We start from the raw sequence: 15,592 nt of genomic DNA, 5'->3' as shown, positions 1-15,592 counted from the left end.
TTTTTCACATACGAGCACGTCCGATTGAGAAGGACGACCCTCTCCTTATATGCTATGCACAATACGTCCGTTCCTTGTTTTTTTCTTTTCTAAATCCCCAATTCACAGGACTTTAAAAAACGTTTATACCTCTGATAAAGCATTTCTATCCATATTTTTCTACTGAAACCGTTCACATTTCCGACATTATCCATTATCATCTTTATAGAAAAACTTGCCTTTTTTTCCGAGGCGGGTCACATCATGAGATTACAGGGAAAAGAAAGTTGGGATGGTATTAGGTTACATTGCAAAGGAGAGAGGACAGATGACAGCAACGAAAGGATTGGAAGGCATAGTTGCAACGACTTCTTCTATTAGCTCAATCATCGATGGTGTGCTGACATACCGCGGTTATAATATCGACGATTTGGCCGAGCATTCGACATTCGAGGAAGTTGTTCATTTGTTGTGGTTCGGCAAGCTGCCAAATCAAGAGGAACTTTCGGAGTTACACACGCGCCTGGAGAAGAACGCTGCAATTCCTTCAGCCGTTGTTGAACAAATGAAATTGTATCCGTCTGATGCGAATACGATGGCTGTTCTCCGTACTGCGATTTCCGCATTAGCTTTATATGATGAGCATGCGAATGACACGGGGCATGATGCGAATGTTAACAAGGCTATAGCGTTGCAAGCGCAACTGCCAACTGTGGTCGCGGCTTTTGCCCGCATTCGTGCAGGGAAGGAGCCAGTTCCTCCAAAAGCGGGTCATTCCATAGCCTATAATTTCCTATATATGTTGACTGGTGAAGAGCCTTCTGCCAGCGCGGTATCCGCAATGGATAAGGCGCTCGTCCTACATGCAGATCATGAGCTGAATGCTTCGACGTTCGCTGCACGGGTTACAGTTGCTACCTTGTCGGATATGTATTCAGGCATTGTATCGGCGATTGGCGCACTGAAGGGTCCGCTGCATGGCGGAGCAAATGAAGCTGTTATGATGATGTTGGAGGAGATTGCTGATCTGGATCATGTGGATGATTACATCCAGAGTAAGCTTGACAACAAGGAGAAAATCATGGGCTTCGGACACCGTGTATATAAGAATGGAGATCCGCGTGCGAAGCATCTGCAGAAGATGTCACGTGAACTGGGTGAAGCAAGCGATAACCTGAAGCTGTATGACATGTCCACTCGCATCGAAGCGCTCGTTACGGGCCAGAAGGGGCTTAAACCGAATGTTGATTTCTATTCGGCTTCGGTTTATACGATGCTGGGCATTCCAAGAGATTTGTTCACGCCTATCTTTGCAATCAGCCGCGTATCCGGCTGGACAGCTCATATTTTGGAGCAGTTGGACAATAACCGTATTATTCGCCCTCGTGCGGAATATACAGGACCGTCGAATCAACTTTTTATCCCGATCCAAGCAAGGTAATTTTGCACTCATTTGAGATATATGTAGAAGTTTTTGAAAACTTAGGTTGTCTTACAAATTGACGGGTTGCTACAATAGAGGAGTAGCTCCCGTTAGCTGTTTGTGTGACAATGACATTGAAGGAGGAACATCTGTGATTCAATTGGACAAATTTGCACCACCGACCGAAGGCGAGAAAATTAACATTGTGGATGGCAAGCTTCAAGTGCCTGCTCATCCAATTATCCCATTCATTGAAGGGGATGGTACAGGCCGTGATATTTGGCGCGCGTCCAAGCGTGTATTGGATGCAGCTGTTGAGAAGGCATACAACGGTGAACGCAAGCTTGCTTGGTACGAGGTATTCGCTGGCGAAAAGGCATTCAACGAATATGGTGAATGGCTGCCAAATGATACGCTGGAATCGATTCGCGAGTATATTGTGGCGATTAAGGGTCCATTGACGACGCCAATCGGCGGCGGCATCCGCTCCCTGAACGTTGCACTTCGCCAAGAGCTTGATCTGTACGTGTGCTTGCGTCCAGTACGTTATTTCGATGGTGTTCCTTCCCCTGTTAAGCATCCGGAACTGGTGGATATGGTTATTTTCCGCGAGAACACGGAGGATATCTACGCAGGTATCGAGTATGCTTCTGGCTCGGAAGATGTGAAGAAAGTAATTCAATTCCTTCAAGAAGAAATGGGCGTGAAGAAGATCCGCTTCCCTGAGACATCTGGTATCGGCATCAAGCCTGTATCGTCTGACGGATCCAAGCGTCTTGTTCGTGCCGCAATCGAATATGCGATCAAGCATAAGCGCAAGAGCGTGACGCTCGTACACAAAGGGAACATCATGAAGTTCACTGAGGGTGCGTTCAAGAACTGGGGATATGAAGTGGCTGAACAAGAATTCCCAGCGCACACATTCACATGGGGGCAATACGACCGCATCAAAGAAGCTGAAGGAACAGAAGCTGCGAACAAGGCGCAAGCGGAAGCAGAAGCGGCTGGCAAGGTTATCATCAAGGATGCGATTGCAGACATCGCGTTGCAGCAAGTATTGACGCGTCCGAAGGAATTTGATGTCATTGCGACATTGAACCTGAACGGCGATTACTTGTCTGATGCGTTGGCTGCCCAAGTTGGCGGCATCGGTATCGCACCTGGTGCGAACATCAACTACGTGACTGGACATGCAATCTTCGAAGCTACTCACGGTACAGCTCCGAAATATGCGGATAAAGACGTTGTTAACCCAGGCTCTGTGATCTTGTCCGGTGTTATGATGCTTGAGCATTTGGGCTGGCAGGAAGCAGCAGACTTAATCTATAAAGGAATGGAAGCCGCCATCAACAACAAGACGGTTACTTATGATTTCGCGCGCCTTATGGAAAATGCGACAGAAGTTAAATGCTCGCAGTTTGCCGACCACATCATCAATCACATGAACTAGGAGGTCGAATCCGAATGGCTATTCGACGCAATAAGATCACAGTCGTTGGTGCTGGTTTCACTGGGGCGACAACTGCTCTCATGTTGGCTCAAAAGGAACTTGGAGATGTTGTATTAGTTGATATTCCTCAGTTGGAGAATCCGACAAAGGGCAAGGCGCTTGATATGCTTGAGGCTGGTCCGGTTCAAGGGTTTGACAGCCGCATTATAGGAACGTCCAACTATGAAGACACGCAAGATTCCGATATCGTCATCATTACTGCAGGTGTGGCTCGCAAGCCTGGTATGAGCCGTGATGATTTGGTAAATACGAACGCAAGCATTGTGAAGTCGGTATGTGAGAACGTAAAAGCTTATTGCCCGAATGCTTACGTGATTCTTTTGAGCAATCCGGTAGATGCGATGACCTATGCTGCATTTGAAACACTCGGATTTCCTAGAAATCGCGTAATCGGCCAATCCGGCGTTCTGGATACGGCTCGTTACTGCACTTTTATTGCAGAAGAACTGAACGTATCTGTGGAAGATGTGCGCGGTGTCGTGCTTGGCGGTCATGGAGATGATATGGTGCCGCTCGTTCGTTATACGAGTGTGGGCGGAGTACCGATTGAAAGTCTCCTTCCGCAAGAACGCATTGCGGAAATTGTACAGCGTACGCGTGTAGGCGGCGGCGAAATTGTCAATTTGCTTGGCAACGGAAGTGCTTACTATGCGCCAGCGGCTTCGATCGTGCAAATGGCGGAAGCCATATTGAAAGACAAGAAGCGGATTCTTCCGGTCATTGCTTATCTGGAAGGCGAATACGGGTATGACGGCTTATTTATGGGTGTGCTGGCTGTACTCGGTGGAGACGGAATCGAGAGAGTGATCGAGATTGAATTGACTCCAGAGGAGAAGGCTGCATTGGATAAGTCAGCCGAATCGGTACGCAGCGTCATTCAGGTAGTTACTGGAGAACACGTGTAACACAATAATGCAATTATTTTATAATGTATCAACATTGTGACAAATGTCATTGAGATAACAAGAAAGACGCCGAATTTTTCGGTGTCTTTCTTTGTGTTAGCAAGAAAATTTTAGTATAATGGAACGAAGAATGATACATATCATGGCTATGGAGGGAATGTATTTATATGTACAGTGCCTTTAATCTTTTGCACATTTTAGGTGCGGTAGCAATGGGGTTCTATGCCATTGTTCCATTTGTCGTAGGGAATTTGAACAAGCTGTCTACAGCAGGCCAAGAGGGGCTGCTCGTGGGCGTGGGAACGGCGAATCGTTTATCTCAGTATTTCTTGATCGTTCAGTTCATTACAGGCGGTTATCTCATGAGCCAAGCGAAGTACAGCGTGCTCTGGATGGTACTGACGACGGTTGTCTTCCTTGCGATTGCAGCATTTAGCGGCATCATGGGCAAGCAAATCAAGCTTGCAGCTCAATCCGCAAAGAGCGGTCAAGCAAATGATACAGCTACCGGCAAGGTTCGCACATTCAGTACGCTTATTTTCGTATTGTTCATTGTCATTGTACTTCTGATGGTATACAGTTATAAGTTTATTACTGTACCGACTGCATAATAGAATCGCCTGGTCAGACTAATGTCTAGCCGGGCGATTTTTTTAGTAGATTATGATTCAAGATTGTTTCAGTTGGGGAGGAGCTCCCGTTCTGCGAAACCCTCATGAAGAATCAAGTCGGTTGTTTAATCAATGAGCGATACAGCAGCTTGATCCTCCTCATTGCTGAAGAAGGAGCCGGTCATAATATAGCGCCATACATCGCGGAACACATGTGCCTTCTCTAGTGCTGTAAGTACGACAAGGGACAAAATTCCGATGATAATGCCAGGCACGCCGAACAGCTTCAATCCGGCATACAGGAAGAAGAGCAGCATGAGCGGGTTTAGTCCAATGCTGTCCCCATATACTTTAGGTTCAAAAGCATGTCGTGTAACAAGGATGATCGGCCACATGATGAGCAGCCCCGTCCCTAAAAAAACATTTCCCTCCACATAGGCGAATATAGCCCACGGCACTACGATGGCAGGTATGCCGACCAGCGGAATTAAATCTACAAGACCGCCAATCAGTGCAATGGTGAAGGCATATTCAACACCTAGCACAAGCAAGCCTAGGAAGAAGACGAGTGCAGTAATACTGGACAGAATAATATGTCCCTTAATATAACCGAACACAGCATTCTGCAGATCGCTTGTGACGACTCCAAGAGAGCGGCGTACACGTTCAGGAATCATAGCCGTGCCCTTGGAAGAAATCATGTTCCATTGTTTGCTGATCAGGAATGTAGCGACCAAGACGATGACCGTAATAACTGCAAGCTTAGGCAGGAACAAGACAGTAGCTTTTAAGAAATTAAATAGGTAGGCGACAATTAAGGTGCCCCCGCTAGCAATCGTTCCTGTATATTTTGATAGTGAAGACTTCAAATCTGCAAAATTGAATGTGTCATTCAAATCAGACAGAAGATGCTGGAACTCAGCCGAATAGAAATAGGCCTCGGCCTGTGCTCTCCACTCCATAATTTGATTTTGTACGATCCCCATAATATGCCACGATTCGGATATGATCTTCGTTGTGAAGATATATAGAACACCTGCAATGATGGCTGCAAAGAGCAATAAGGCCGTCATAACGGCAAATCCGCGGCGGAACTTCCAGCGATTCTCCAAAAAGCGGACGATTGGATTCATCATGTAGGCTAACAGCCAAGCGATCAGGAAGGGACAAATGATCGAAAACCCGAAATAGAATACCGCAGCAACGGCAGCAACAAGGATTAGCACCCATGCTGCACGGAAGATGCGATGAACGAGGGTGGTATTAAAAATAGGCATCCATGACTTCCTTTCTACAAAAATAATCTTGAATGTGGAGTATGTGAGTGAATATGCAGCCGTTCAGGTTGTTCTTTTCATTATTGTAACAAAAGAATCAATTCATACTCATCCAAATGCATGTCGCTAGGACATAGGATCCTCGGCATGCTCCTCTTCATCTGATAGAGAAATTTCATCCAACGTCATGTTAAAGCTTGGTGCAAGTGCAGTCAGGAAATAGTGCACCTCTGGCATATCCAACTGCTTTAATTTTTGCTCTGTTTGGCGTTTGGCGATTTCGAATTCGCGGTTGCCGGCAGCCAGTTCACTAATACACTTTACATACGCATCAAGCAGATCAGCAGCTTTCACATAACTACGCAGCTCATGATCGCCCTGCGGATCAATAAGGGGTGAATATACGCGTTGCAGTTCGGCAGGAATCATTCCGACCAATCGTTCGGCTGCAAGCTGTTCAATTTCACGGAAATTGTTCAATAACCGGCTGTTATGATGCTTGACGGGAGTTGGAATATCGCCAGTAAATACCTCGGTTGCATCATGGAACAAGGCGAGTGCAACAGCTTGCCCGGTATCTACCTTCTTATGGAACACTTCATTGGCAATGGTGCACAGCATATGTGTGGTCATCGCAACATGAAACGTATGCTCGGCAACATTCTCTTTGTCTGTATTTCGCATAAGGCTCCAGCGCTCGATATGCTTGAGCCGGTACATATAAGCGAGAAAATGATGGGGTTTGGCAGTTGAATTCTCAGATGTACTCATAGGTCTCTTCCTTTCACAGTAATATCATGACATTCTTTTCATTAAGAAAGAATGATTGTGTGTTGTTTGTATCAGCATGGCATGGAAAATGGTTCGATAAGGTGCATGCCATATGATATTATAATAGCATGGAACTTATTTGACGAAATTGAAACATAAAACTACTTCCCGATGCTTCCGAGATCTGCATCAAGAACGCTCATTTCCCGGGATGGTAAGAGATGAGAGGAGCAAGTTCATGATGACATCATTTTTGCAAAGTGTGTATGAATTAATTGTGGAAACGTCTACAAATTTACCTGGAGATGTGAGACGGGCGATTCAGCAGGCGCAAGCTCGTGAGGATGCGGCAACGCGTTCAGGCTTGTCCTTAAGCACGATCGCTCGCAATATTAACATGGCTGAGAAAAACGTGTCGCCAATTTGTCAGGATACAGGCATGCCAACCTTTATTGTACATACACCAGTTGGGGCGAATCAAATCAAAATGAAGCAGGACATTCACGAAGCAATCAGCCGGGCTACAAAAGAAGGCAAGCTTCGTACCAATTCTGTCGATTCCTTAACGGGGGCGAACAGCGGCGATAACTTGGGACCGGGTACGCCTGTCATTCATTTCGAGCAGTGGGAACGCGATGAGGTGGAAGTTAAGCTTATTCTGAAAGGCGGCGGCTGCGAGAACAAAAACATACAGTATAGTCTGCCTACAGAGTTGGAAGGGCTGGGCAAGGCTGGCCGTGATTTGGACGGAATACGCAAGTGTATTCTGCATGCTGTCTATCAGGCTCAAGGTCAGGGATGCAGTGCAGGCTTCATCGGTGTTGGCATCGGGGGAGATCGTACGACAGGATATGAGCTTGCAAAGCATCAACTGTTCCGCAAGGCGGATGACGTGAATTCTCATCCGGATCTGGCGCGGCTCGAGCAGTATATTATGGAGAAGGCAAATGAGCTGGGGATCGGCACAATGGGCTTCGGCGGTGAGGTCACACTGCTGGGCTGTAAAATTGGCGTTATGAATCGATTGCCGGCGAGCTTCTTCGTATCCGTCGCATACAATTGTTGGGCATTCCGCCGTCAAGGTGTTCTCCTTGATAGTGATACAGGCGCGATCCGCGATTGGATCTACGAACGCGGTACAGAGGTTGCCATGGCGACACCGCAGGACACGGAACGCAAAGAGCAAGTCGCGGCTGCCTCTGAGCAAGGGTCAAGCCGTCAAGTGGTGCTCACGACTCCGATTACGGAAGAGGCAATTCGTTCATTGCGCGTCGGTGACGTTGTTATAATTAATGGAGAAATGCACACAGGCCGTGATGCACTCCATAAGCATTTAATGGATCACGATGCGCCATTAGATTTGAATGGGGCGGTCATTTACCATTGCGGTCCGGTCATGCTGAAGGATGAGGCAGGCTGGCATGTGAAGGCGGCTGGTCCGACAACAAGTATTCGTGAAGAGCCTTATCAAGGCGATATTATGAAGAAGTTCGGCATCCGTGCTGTTATCGGCAAGGGCGGCATGGGGGCGAAGACGCTGGCTGCACTGCAGGAGCATGGCGGAGTATATTTGAATGCGATCGGCGGCGCTGCGCAATATTATGCAGAGTGCATCAAACAAGTCAACGGTGTTGACTATATGAACTTCGGCATCCCAGAGGCGATGTGGCATCTGGAGGTGGAAGGCTTTGCAGCGATTGTAACGATGGATTCCCATGGGAACAGCCTGCATGCAGATGTGGATCGGAGCTCGCTTGAGAAGCTGGCTCAGTTCAAGGATCCGGTATTTTAATGAGTTAGAATAATAAGTTCGAGCGCAATGTCGGTCTGATGATAAACAATTGATTCGAACAGTATATGTATTTGCTTATCCCCAGTTGCTTGTTGCTGGGGGTTCTTTGTAGTGAGGCGCTTCTTCCGTTTGTACGTATGTCCTATGGATGTTCGGGCTTGCAGCCTTTGTTGATGGGACTGGACTAGGGTGCGGATGGTCTGATGTGATGGGGGAGCTACATTGGGATTTGCTTCAGGCATGCTCAATATTCCCCTCGGCTTGGTGCTTGCAATGAGGTATTTCGGTCAGAAACAGCGATTGCATTTATGCTTGCGATCCTGGTTCAGCAGCCTGATGCGACGGTAATTACGCAAATTTACAAAAGCTTAATAAACTTTCTGCTAGTCAAATGGAAACGGGATAAGTAGGATTAATACGTAGACCGTACAATGAACGAAAAGCAGAAAGAAGGAGTAGAACCATGTCACGTTTTCGCACAAGGTTGACCTTTGTGTTTGTCTTGCTTATCGGTATTTCCGTGCTCACGGCGGGCATATATATGGCATCTACATTCAAGACGAGTCATATTCGACAGCTTGAGCAAAATATGTCCCGGGAAATTATGCTTATCGAACAGACGCTGGTTTGGAAGCAGAGCACGCAATTTGAAGAACTGTCAACCTATTATTCAGGCTGGGCACAGAAGCTGCACGACAGTGCAGATGCGAGGGTTACGTTCATTTTGGCGGATGGAACCGTAGTAGGAGATTCCGATCGCTCTGTGACGGGAATGGATAACCACTTGAATCGAGAGGAGATCGCAGCCGCCAAGGAACATGGACTCGGATCCAATATTCGCTATAGCGACACCCTTCGGCAAAACATGCTGTACGTTGCCACTCCTGTTCATACCCAGAACTTTGATGGGTATGTCCGACTCGCAATGAGCTTGGCTGATGTAGAGAGCAGTGTTCGCGAACTATGGGCTTATTTAGCGATTGGTCTTGCGATCCTCTTTTTTGTAGCTGCTATCGTCAGCTATCGCATCGCCTTCAACATGACTCGGCCTATTGAAAATATGACCCGGGTAGCGATGCGCATCGCCCAAATGGACTATCGGGCACGAACGCAATCTGTCGGAAAGGATGAGATTGGGCAGCTCGGATCTGCGATTAATGCGATGGCGGATAGCCTGCAGGTTCAAATGTCGGAAATCCGTGAGAAAGAAAGCCGGCTTCAGGCAGTATTGGAGCATATGATCAACGGCATAGTGATGATTGATGCGAAAGGGCATGTCGGTTTGCTGAATCGGAAGGCAGAGCATATTTTGGGCATTAAGAGCACAGAGTGGATCGGGCGGGCTTTCGAGGATGTGCATGCTCCGCTTGAGATGCAGCAGATGGCCGCAGAGGTGCTGGAGCGGAAAATTTCGAGCCATGATGAAATTACCCTGTACTATCCGGAAGAACGTTTGCTCGATGTAAGTGTCGTCCCTGTCTATTTTACAGACAATGAATGGGCGGGAGCGCTGCTTGTCATGCAGGATGTCTCGGCAATCCGCCGCCTTGAACGAATGAGAAGCGAGTTTGTCGCGAATGTATCTCATGAGTTAAAGACACCGATTGCTGCGGTGAAGGGGTTCGCAGAAACACTCATGAATGGCGCGATGAATGATCCCGAAATTGCATCGTCATTCCTGCAAATTATTCATGATGAGAGTGAGCGCTTGAATCGTCTTATTGGCGATATATTAGAGCTTTCTAAGATCGAATCGAAGCGGGTTCCGCTGCAATATTCTCCGGTTCAGGTAGATCTGTTCCTTGAGAGGACCGTGGAGATGCTCTCGAAGGAAGCAGAGAAGAAGCGGATTGAAGTGATGTTAAGTTCGGAGCAGGATCTGTATGTGGAGGCCGATGAGGATCGCTTCCGGCAAATTGTCCTTAATTTATTGTCGAATGCGATCAACTATACGCCAGAAGGCGGACAGGTGAAGATTGTTGCAGTGCCGATTGAGCATGGAGAAGATGGAGAGGCGGAGTGGATTAGGCTGACCATTTCCGACACGGGTATTGGCATTCCAAAGAAAGACTTGCCGCGCATTTTCGAACGATTCTATCGTGTCGATAAGGCTCGATCTCGAAGCTCCGGCGGGACTGGTCTTGGCTTGTCCATCGTGAAGCATCTTGTCGATGCGCATCATGGCCTCATTCGTGTAGACAGCGAACTAGGGGTAGGTACGACGTTTACGATCGAGCTGCCTGTCGTGCAGGATATTCAGATGCTTTCAAATCGTGTGAAGCAAGGTTAATGAAGAGGTCGGCAGCTTTCCATTTATTTTCAACATTTTTGAAAAATGCTTGGTCAATCGGACAGGATCTATGTTACGATAATGTTGAGATATGGTGAAGAAAGACGATTGCGTATAATCGATTCGACTTTCGGAGGAAGATTATGTCAGAAATTAAAGTATTGGTAGTGGAAGACGAACCTACACTAGCGCGATTGCTGTCCTACAACCTGACCTTGGAAGGGTATGAGACAACGGTAGTCGATCATGGGACGCAAGGGCTGCAGATGGCGCTTCATCGCAAATTTGATTTAATCGTGCTTGATATTATGCTTCCGGGAATGAATGGATTCGAAATATTGTCGCGAGTAAGGCAGGCAGGAATCCGCACCCCAGTCATTATTTTAACGGCTCGAAATGCGGAAGAAGAGGTCGTCCAAGGCTTGAAGTGTGGCGCTGACGACTATATTACGAAGCCGTTCGGTGTTGCTGAACTATTGGCAAGAGTGGGGGCGGTGCTGAGACGAACCTCCAGCGACGGAACGGGCTTGCCATCACCGGAGGAGTCGGATGACAAGCTGATCGCACTGGGTGATCTCCGGATCTATCCAGAGAAATATGAAGTTACGCTTCATAATGATCTCATTCCGCTGCGTCCTAAGGAATTTGAAGTTCTGCTGTATCTTGTACAGCGGCCTGGAACGGTTGTTACACGGGACGACCTGATGAATGCCGTATGGGGATTCGACTATATTGGCGGTCAGCGCACAGTAGATGTTCATGTCAGCTCCCTGCGCAAGAAGCTGGAAATGAATCAGCAATCCGTACAGATCGATTCGATTCGTGGCGTTGGCTACAAGCTTGTCGTTCACAAGAAGCAAGGTGTGCTTCCGTCTTAGGAAATAAGAGGTGCACAATCATATATGTTAAATATAGAAGGGTTGTCCCTGTCACTTTCGAGTGACTTTTGGGACAGCCCTTTTTTACTTTTATGTACCATTTCAAATTCCTTTATTTACATTCACAGTAATATGGGTTATGATTAACCTATGTTACTAGTAACCTAATGAGGTGCTTTTTATGTCAATCAAATATGCCATATTGGGGCTTCTGAGCTGGAAGCCTGCTTCAGGATATGAACTGAAAAAAATTTTTGAAGACTCTACAACGATGTACTGGTCAGGCAATAACAATCAAATTTACAAATCGCTTGTACAACTATTGAATGAGGGGTTGGTCACGAATGAAGTTCAACATCAGGATAATTCCCCTTCCAAGAAAATCTACAGCATTACAGATGAAGGGCTGGCGAGATTGAAGGAATGGGTTCTGAATGAACCGGAGCTTCCAGAGTTCAAGAGCACGTTCCTCATTCAATTGGCGTGGGCGAATCAACTGAGCAACGAGGAATTAGATGAACTGCTGGATCGATATGAGGGCAGAATTCATATGCAAATTGCCTACCAGCAGGAAAAAATGAAGCGCGGGGTTCAAGCGCCGAATCGTAACGATCGGGAAGTCTTTTTGTGGGATAAAATCTCAGAAAATCTGCTGTCCTGCTATCACAATGAGTTGAAATGGGTGCAGGGTATCCGCGAGGAGCTCAAAGACAAAAACAAAGATAAAAATCGAATGGAGGAGAGTACGACCATGAACTATAAAATAATAGAGACCGGAACGAAGAGGTATATGGAATTGCTATCGAGTCAGACCCCGTTAAGCACAGAGCAGGATGTTGTGGATCTGGTAGCCTTATGCGGAGAAAACGATGCTGACTTGCTTATGGTGCATGGGGATGCGCTTGTAGAGGATTTTTATAGTTTGCGAACGGGTGTAGCGGGAAGAATGATACAGAAATTTACGAACTACGGCGTCAAAACGGCGGTCATCATTCCCGATCAAGCGTTGAACAAAGGCCGGTTTACTGAAATGGTGGTCGAATCCAATCGCAGCAATCATTTTGGAGTTTTTGAAACGCGTAAGGATGCTGAAAGCTGGCTTATTCGATAAAATAGCCGGGGGGATAGGGTAGGTAGGTATAGGCAATGAAGAATGAAGCTTCGATCCAACTATGGATAAATATACGAGGGCTGTTTCCAGGTAGTTGATCACTACTTCGGAAACAGCTCTTTTTGTTATGCAGATAAGCATTCATTCAAAATCCCACGGAAAAAAGTTTCCTCAAAACTCAAAATAGTCAAATCAAGGAAAAATAGGATATTATTACTTTATGTCCTAGAATAATGAAGGAGGAAGAGCGGTTGTTCGAATAAGTGGGACGGTCATCTATTTCAGAAAGGCAGGGCGAAACATGAGGTGTGCAATTGTGTTCGTAGTGCTGTCATTGTTGACGTTTTCCGCAGCTAGCGTTAGTGCTTATGAATCGGAGTATCGTTATGACAAGAATGGGAATCTAACGGTGATCACGCAAGATGAAAAGGAAATTGTCTATCAGGCAGATAACAATGGAAACATGACAAGCAGAAGTGTAAGAGAGAAGACGTATATGAATACGTTGACAAACGGCGATTTTCAAGAAGTAGACAATGGTGGCAAAGTGGTAGGCTGGTCATATATGACGGACAACAGGGCTGTATCCAGCTTCAATATTCAAAAAATAGGGTCAAGAAATCATCAGCAGATTCAAGCCAGTAATATTCCACTGGGAGGTTTCATTGGGGTCAAGCAAGCACTGTCGATTCCAAAGGAATCCAGCCGGGAGTTCGATGTGAAAGCTTCTTTGAAGATTGAACACTTACATAATGCAGAAGCTGTAATGATGGTCGATTTTGTAGATAACACAGGAAAGGTCATTCGCAAAAAGAGCCAAAAAAGCACGTTGCAGAGCGATTTCTTCTTCACGATGAGTCTCAGAGAGAGTGTTCCCCAAAAAGCAGAAAGAGCGATTGTGCAAATCGCGATCCATTCAACTGGCGACAATGCGGCCGGCACGATAGTAATTAAGGGCGTCGATGTCACCTATGGTTTAGATTATTATTTTAATATGCTCATGAATCATGATTTTCAGGGCAGAGAAATTCAAGCCGCGGAGGGAACAATTCCAGATTACTGGGGAATTTCAGGGGATAAGGACTCCGTCAGGTTCAGATTGAAGACTACTAATGAATATAAGAAAAGGCAGATAATTTCCAATAATTCAGAAGGCACTAGTAAGGAAACCTATCTGATACAGCATCTATTAATTGATGAATCGAGAAATTATCAAATGAGAGGGATATTTCGTCGAATTGGAGGCACTGCAAACACAAAAACTCATTTAAAAATCTTGTTTTTTAATGAGAAGGGGACATTGCTGGGAACGAATTATACCACATCAAATAGTTTATCTGACCAGACGGCATCACTAAGAGGGAGTATTCCAAAAGGCGCAGTCTATGCAAACGTATACGCAGGGGCGCATTTTAGTGGGAAAAGCGACAGCGACGTTGATATTGCGCATGTTTCATTCGAGTATAGTACAGAACCGCAGGCATTATGGAACTCGTTATTTACGTTGTTTGATCAAAATAGCGATATCGCTCAGGGCTGGACTAAATGGACAAATATTGCAGGAGCTGTTTTTGGGAAAAGCAGTAACAATGGAGGACAATATATTGCTGTACCCTATGGAACATGGGGGAATAATTCCGCTGAAATCCACCAGTCGATGAAAATGGTACCGGATACGATGAGAGGAAAGTTCTCTTTGCACGGGGAAATCTCCATTCTAGACAGCAATAATGCAAAATTGGAGGTTAAAGTATTTCTATCCAGAGGATTTGGTGATCAACATAAAAGTTATAAAGAAACCTATACGTTACAAAATGAAATACAGGTAATACATTTACAAGAAGATATTCTACCAAATACTTGGGCAATAATAGTGTCTGTTCGTTTATTGCCGATTGATCCCAACAAAGCGTGGGCAGAAAAAGTCGTGGTTCATAATTTGCGATTTAACCCGAACTACAACCCTTCAGCACCAGTAGAAATGTCCCTTCCGGAAGAGATGGAATGAATGAAGTATGGTAACCGTTTATATTTATAGGAGGAGGAAGTAGCTTTGAAAAAATGGTTGTCAATGATTCTTGCATGTACGCTATTGTTCACAAGTATACCTATTACATCAGCAAAAGACTCTCCTAAGTCTTCGAACCAAACATCCAATAGAACCGTCACCTCTAGCGTATACGGCGCAAATGAAACCTTATCGGACTCAGATGAGCTAATCACCGTCACCTCGATTACGGAAATGTTTGGCGTAGCAAGGGATTGGGTGGTCAATGAAATCGTGAAAGGCTACCCGCTTCATCATATTTATCAAGGGCTGCTTCTTCAAAAGCAGGGCGGATCGTATGAGCAATTTATGGAACAGCAGTACCCCTCGCTAGTTACGGATCCCCTACATGCTCATAATGCGAGTGTAACTGCTGCCGTATATGATCCCATCTCTGTAACGGATCAAGTATATGGAGGAGAAGAACCTCTATCGGTTACCGATCTAGTATACAATACCCAGCGTCGAGCGAAGAGATCGCTAAGCGACGATAGCCCATACGACAAGGTCGCGCTGCAGCGTACAGCGATTCGCTTGGATCAAGCTCCGTATGCGGTCGGTTCGGAAAGCGACCATATTTCGACCGTGGACGCTTCCTTGCGCGTGGAGACAACGGATCTGGTCATGCCTGGATACAACGGTTTAGATTTTGCGCTGCGACGCGTATACGACAGCTCTCGAGCCAAGAACGATATTACTTACAACCCGGAAAGTTATAAGGAGAATATCACGAAACATTCAACCGATGAAGAAGGCAGATTCAAGCTCGGAAAAGGGTGGATTTGGGATATCTCCTATTTCAAAAGAGTAGACGGACAGATGTATCTTTATATTTCCGGCTTGGGCACTTACCGAATAGATGGATCTAATATTGTGGGGTATCCTTTTCATGATTTGAACTTTTCCGAATCAGAGAATGTAAAGATAGGAAATGAAAAGTCTGCGTATGAGCTTGCCAATTATAAAACAGGGGTACGGCAATATTTTAATGCCGTGGG

At 46.0% G+C, this 15,592-nt stretch carries 11 protein-coding genes and 1 pseudogene; 10 read left to right on the top strand and 2 right to left on the bottom strand.

The window, feature by feature from the left end:
• Positions 1-307 precede the first annotated feature (307 nt).
• The 4 genes from citZ to NO352_RS15500 all read left to right on the top strand — a co-directional run bounded on the left by citZ (position 308) and on the right by NO352_RS15500 (position 4,428).
• Positions 308-1,420, top strand: coding sequence for a citrate synthase (gene citZ, locus NO352_RS15515; RefSeq protein ID WP_005551680.1), 1,113 nt, complete (start codon positions 308-310; stop codon positions 1,418-1,420).
• A 133-nt stretch (positions 1,421-1,553) separates the two neighbouring features.
• A complete protein-coding gene (gene icd / locus NO352_RS15510) occupies positions 1,554-2,852 on the top strand; it encodes an NADP-dependent isocitrate dehydrogenase (protein WP_005551679.1) in 1,299 nt (432 codons plus the stop codon).
• A 14-nt stretch (positions 2,853-2,866) separates the two neighbouring features.
• A complete protein-coding gene (mdh, locus tag NO352_RS15505; protein ID WP_005551678.1) occupies positions 2,867-3,817 on the top strand; it encodes a malate dehydrogenase in 951 nt (316 codons plus the stop codon).
• 167 nt (positions 3,818-3,984) lie between these two features.
• Positions 3,985-4,428: a hypothetical protein gene (locus tag NO352_RS15500; RefSeq protein WP_268593846.1), complete on the top strand. Its 444-nt coding sequence runs from the start codon at positions 3,985-3,987 to the stop codon at positions 4,426-4,428.
• Positions 4,429-4,553: 125 nt separating this feature from the next.
• Here the strand turns inward: NO352_RS15500 and ytvI are convergent, their stop codons facing one another.
• Complete coding sequence (gene ytvI, locus NO352_RS15495; protein WP_005551675.1) at positions 4,554-5,705, bottom strand: sporulation integral membrane protein YtvI; 1,152 nt, start codon at positions 5,703-5,705, stop codon at positions 4,554-4,556.
• Positions 5,706-5,831: 126 nt separating this feature from the next.
• Positions 5,832-6,476 (bottom strand): 5'-deoxynucleotidase, encoded by a 645-nt coding sequence (yfbR, locus tag NO352_RS15490; RefSeq protein ID WP_005551674.1) that lies wholly within the window; start codon positions 6,474-6,476, stop codon positions 5,832-5,834.
• A gap of 241 nt (positions 6,477-6,717) precedes the next feature.
• On the opposite strand from yfbR, the gene NO352_RS15485 reads away from it, so the two are divergent.
• The 6 genes and pseudogenes from NO352_RS15485 to NO352_RS15460 all read left to right on the top strand — a co-directional run.
• Positions 6,718-8,268, top strand: coding sequence for a fumarate hydratase (locus NO352_RS15485; RefSeq protein WP_268621839.1), 1,551 nt, complete (start codon positions 6,718-6,720; stop codon positions 8,266-8,268).
• A gap of 463 nt (positions 8,269-8,731) precedes the next feature.
• Complete coding sequence (gene pnpS / locus NO352_RS15480) at positions 8,732-10,558, top strand: two-component system histidine kinase PnpS (RefSeq protein WP_289356065.1); 1,827 nt, start codon at positions 8,732-8,734, stop codon at positions 10,556-10,558.
• 143 nt (positions 10,559-10,701) lie between these two features.
• A complete protein-coding gene (locus NO352_RS15475; RefSeq protein WP_289356064.1) occupies positions 10,702-11,436 on the top strand; it encodes a response regulator transcription factor in 735 nt (244 codons plus the stop codon).
• A gap of 181 nt (positions 11,437-11,617) precedes the next feature.
• Positions 11,618-12,547 (top strand): PadR family transcriptional regulator, encoded by a 930-nt coding sequence (locus NO352_RS15470; protein WP_289356063.1) that lies wholly within the window; start codon positions 11,618-11,620, stop codon positions 12,545-12,547.
• A 316-nt stretch (positions 12,548-12,863) separates the two neighbouring features.
• Positions 12,864-14,555 (top strand): hypothetical protein, encoded by a 1,692-nt coding sequence (locus tag NO352_RS15465; protein ID WP_289356062.1) that lies wholly within the window; start codon positions 12,864-12,866, stop codon positions 14,553-14,555.
• Between the two features lie 45 nt (positions 14,556-14,600).
• Positions 14,601-15,592 (top strand): annotated as a pseudogene (locus NO352_RS15460) (polymorphic toxin-type HINT domain-containing protein); the annotation flags it as partial.

The organism is Paenibacillus sp. S-12, assembly GCF_030363895.1.
GTDB classification, from domain to species: Bacteria; Bacillota; Bacilli; order Paenibacillales; family Paenibacillaceae; genus Paenibacillus_B; species Paenibacillus_B alvei.
The sequence above is the reverse complement of the archived record's forward strand: the minus strand, read 5'-3'. Positions and strand labels throughout refer to the sequence as shown.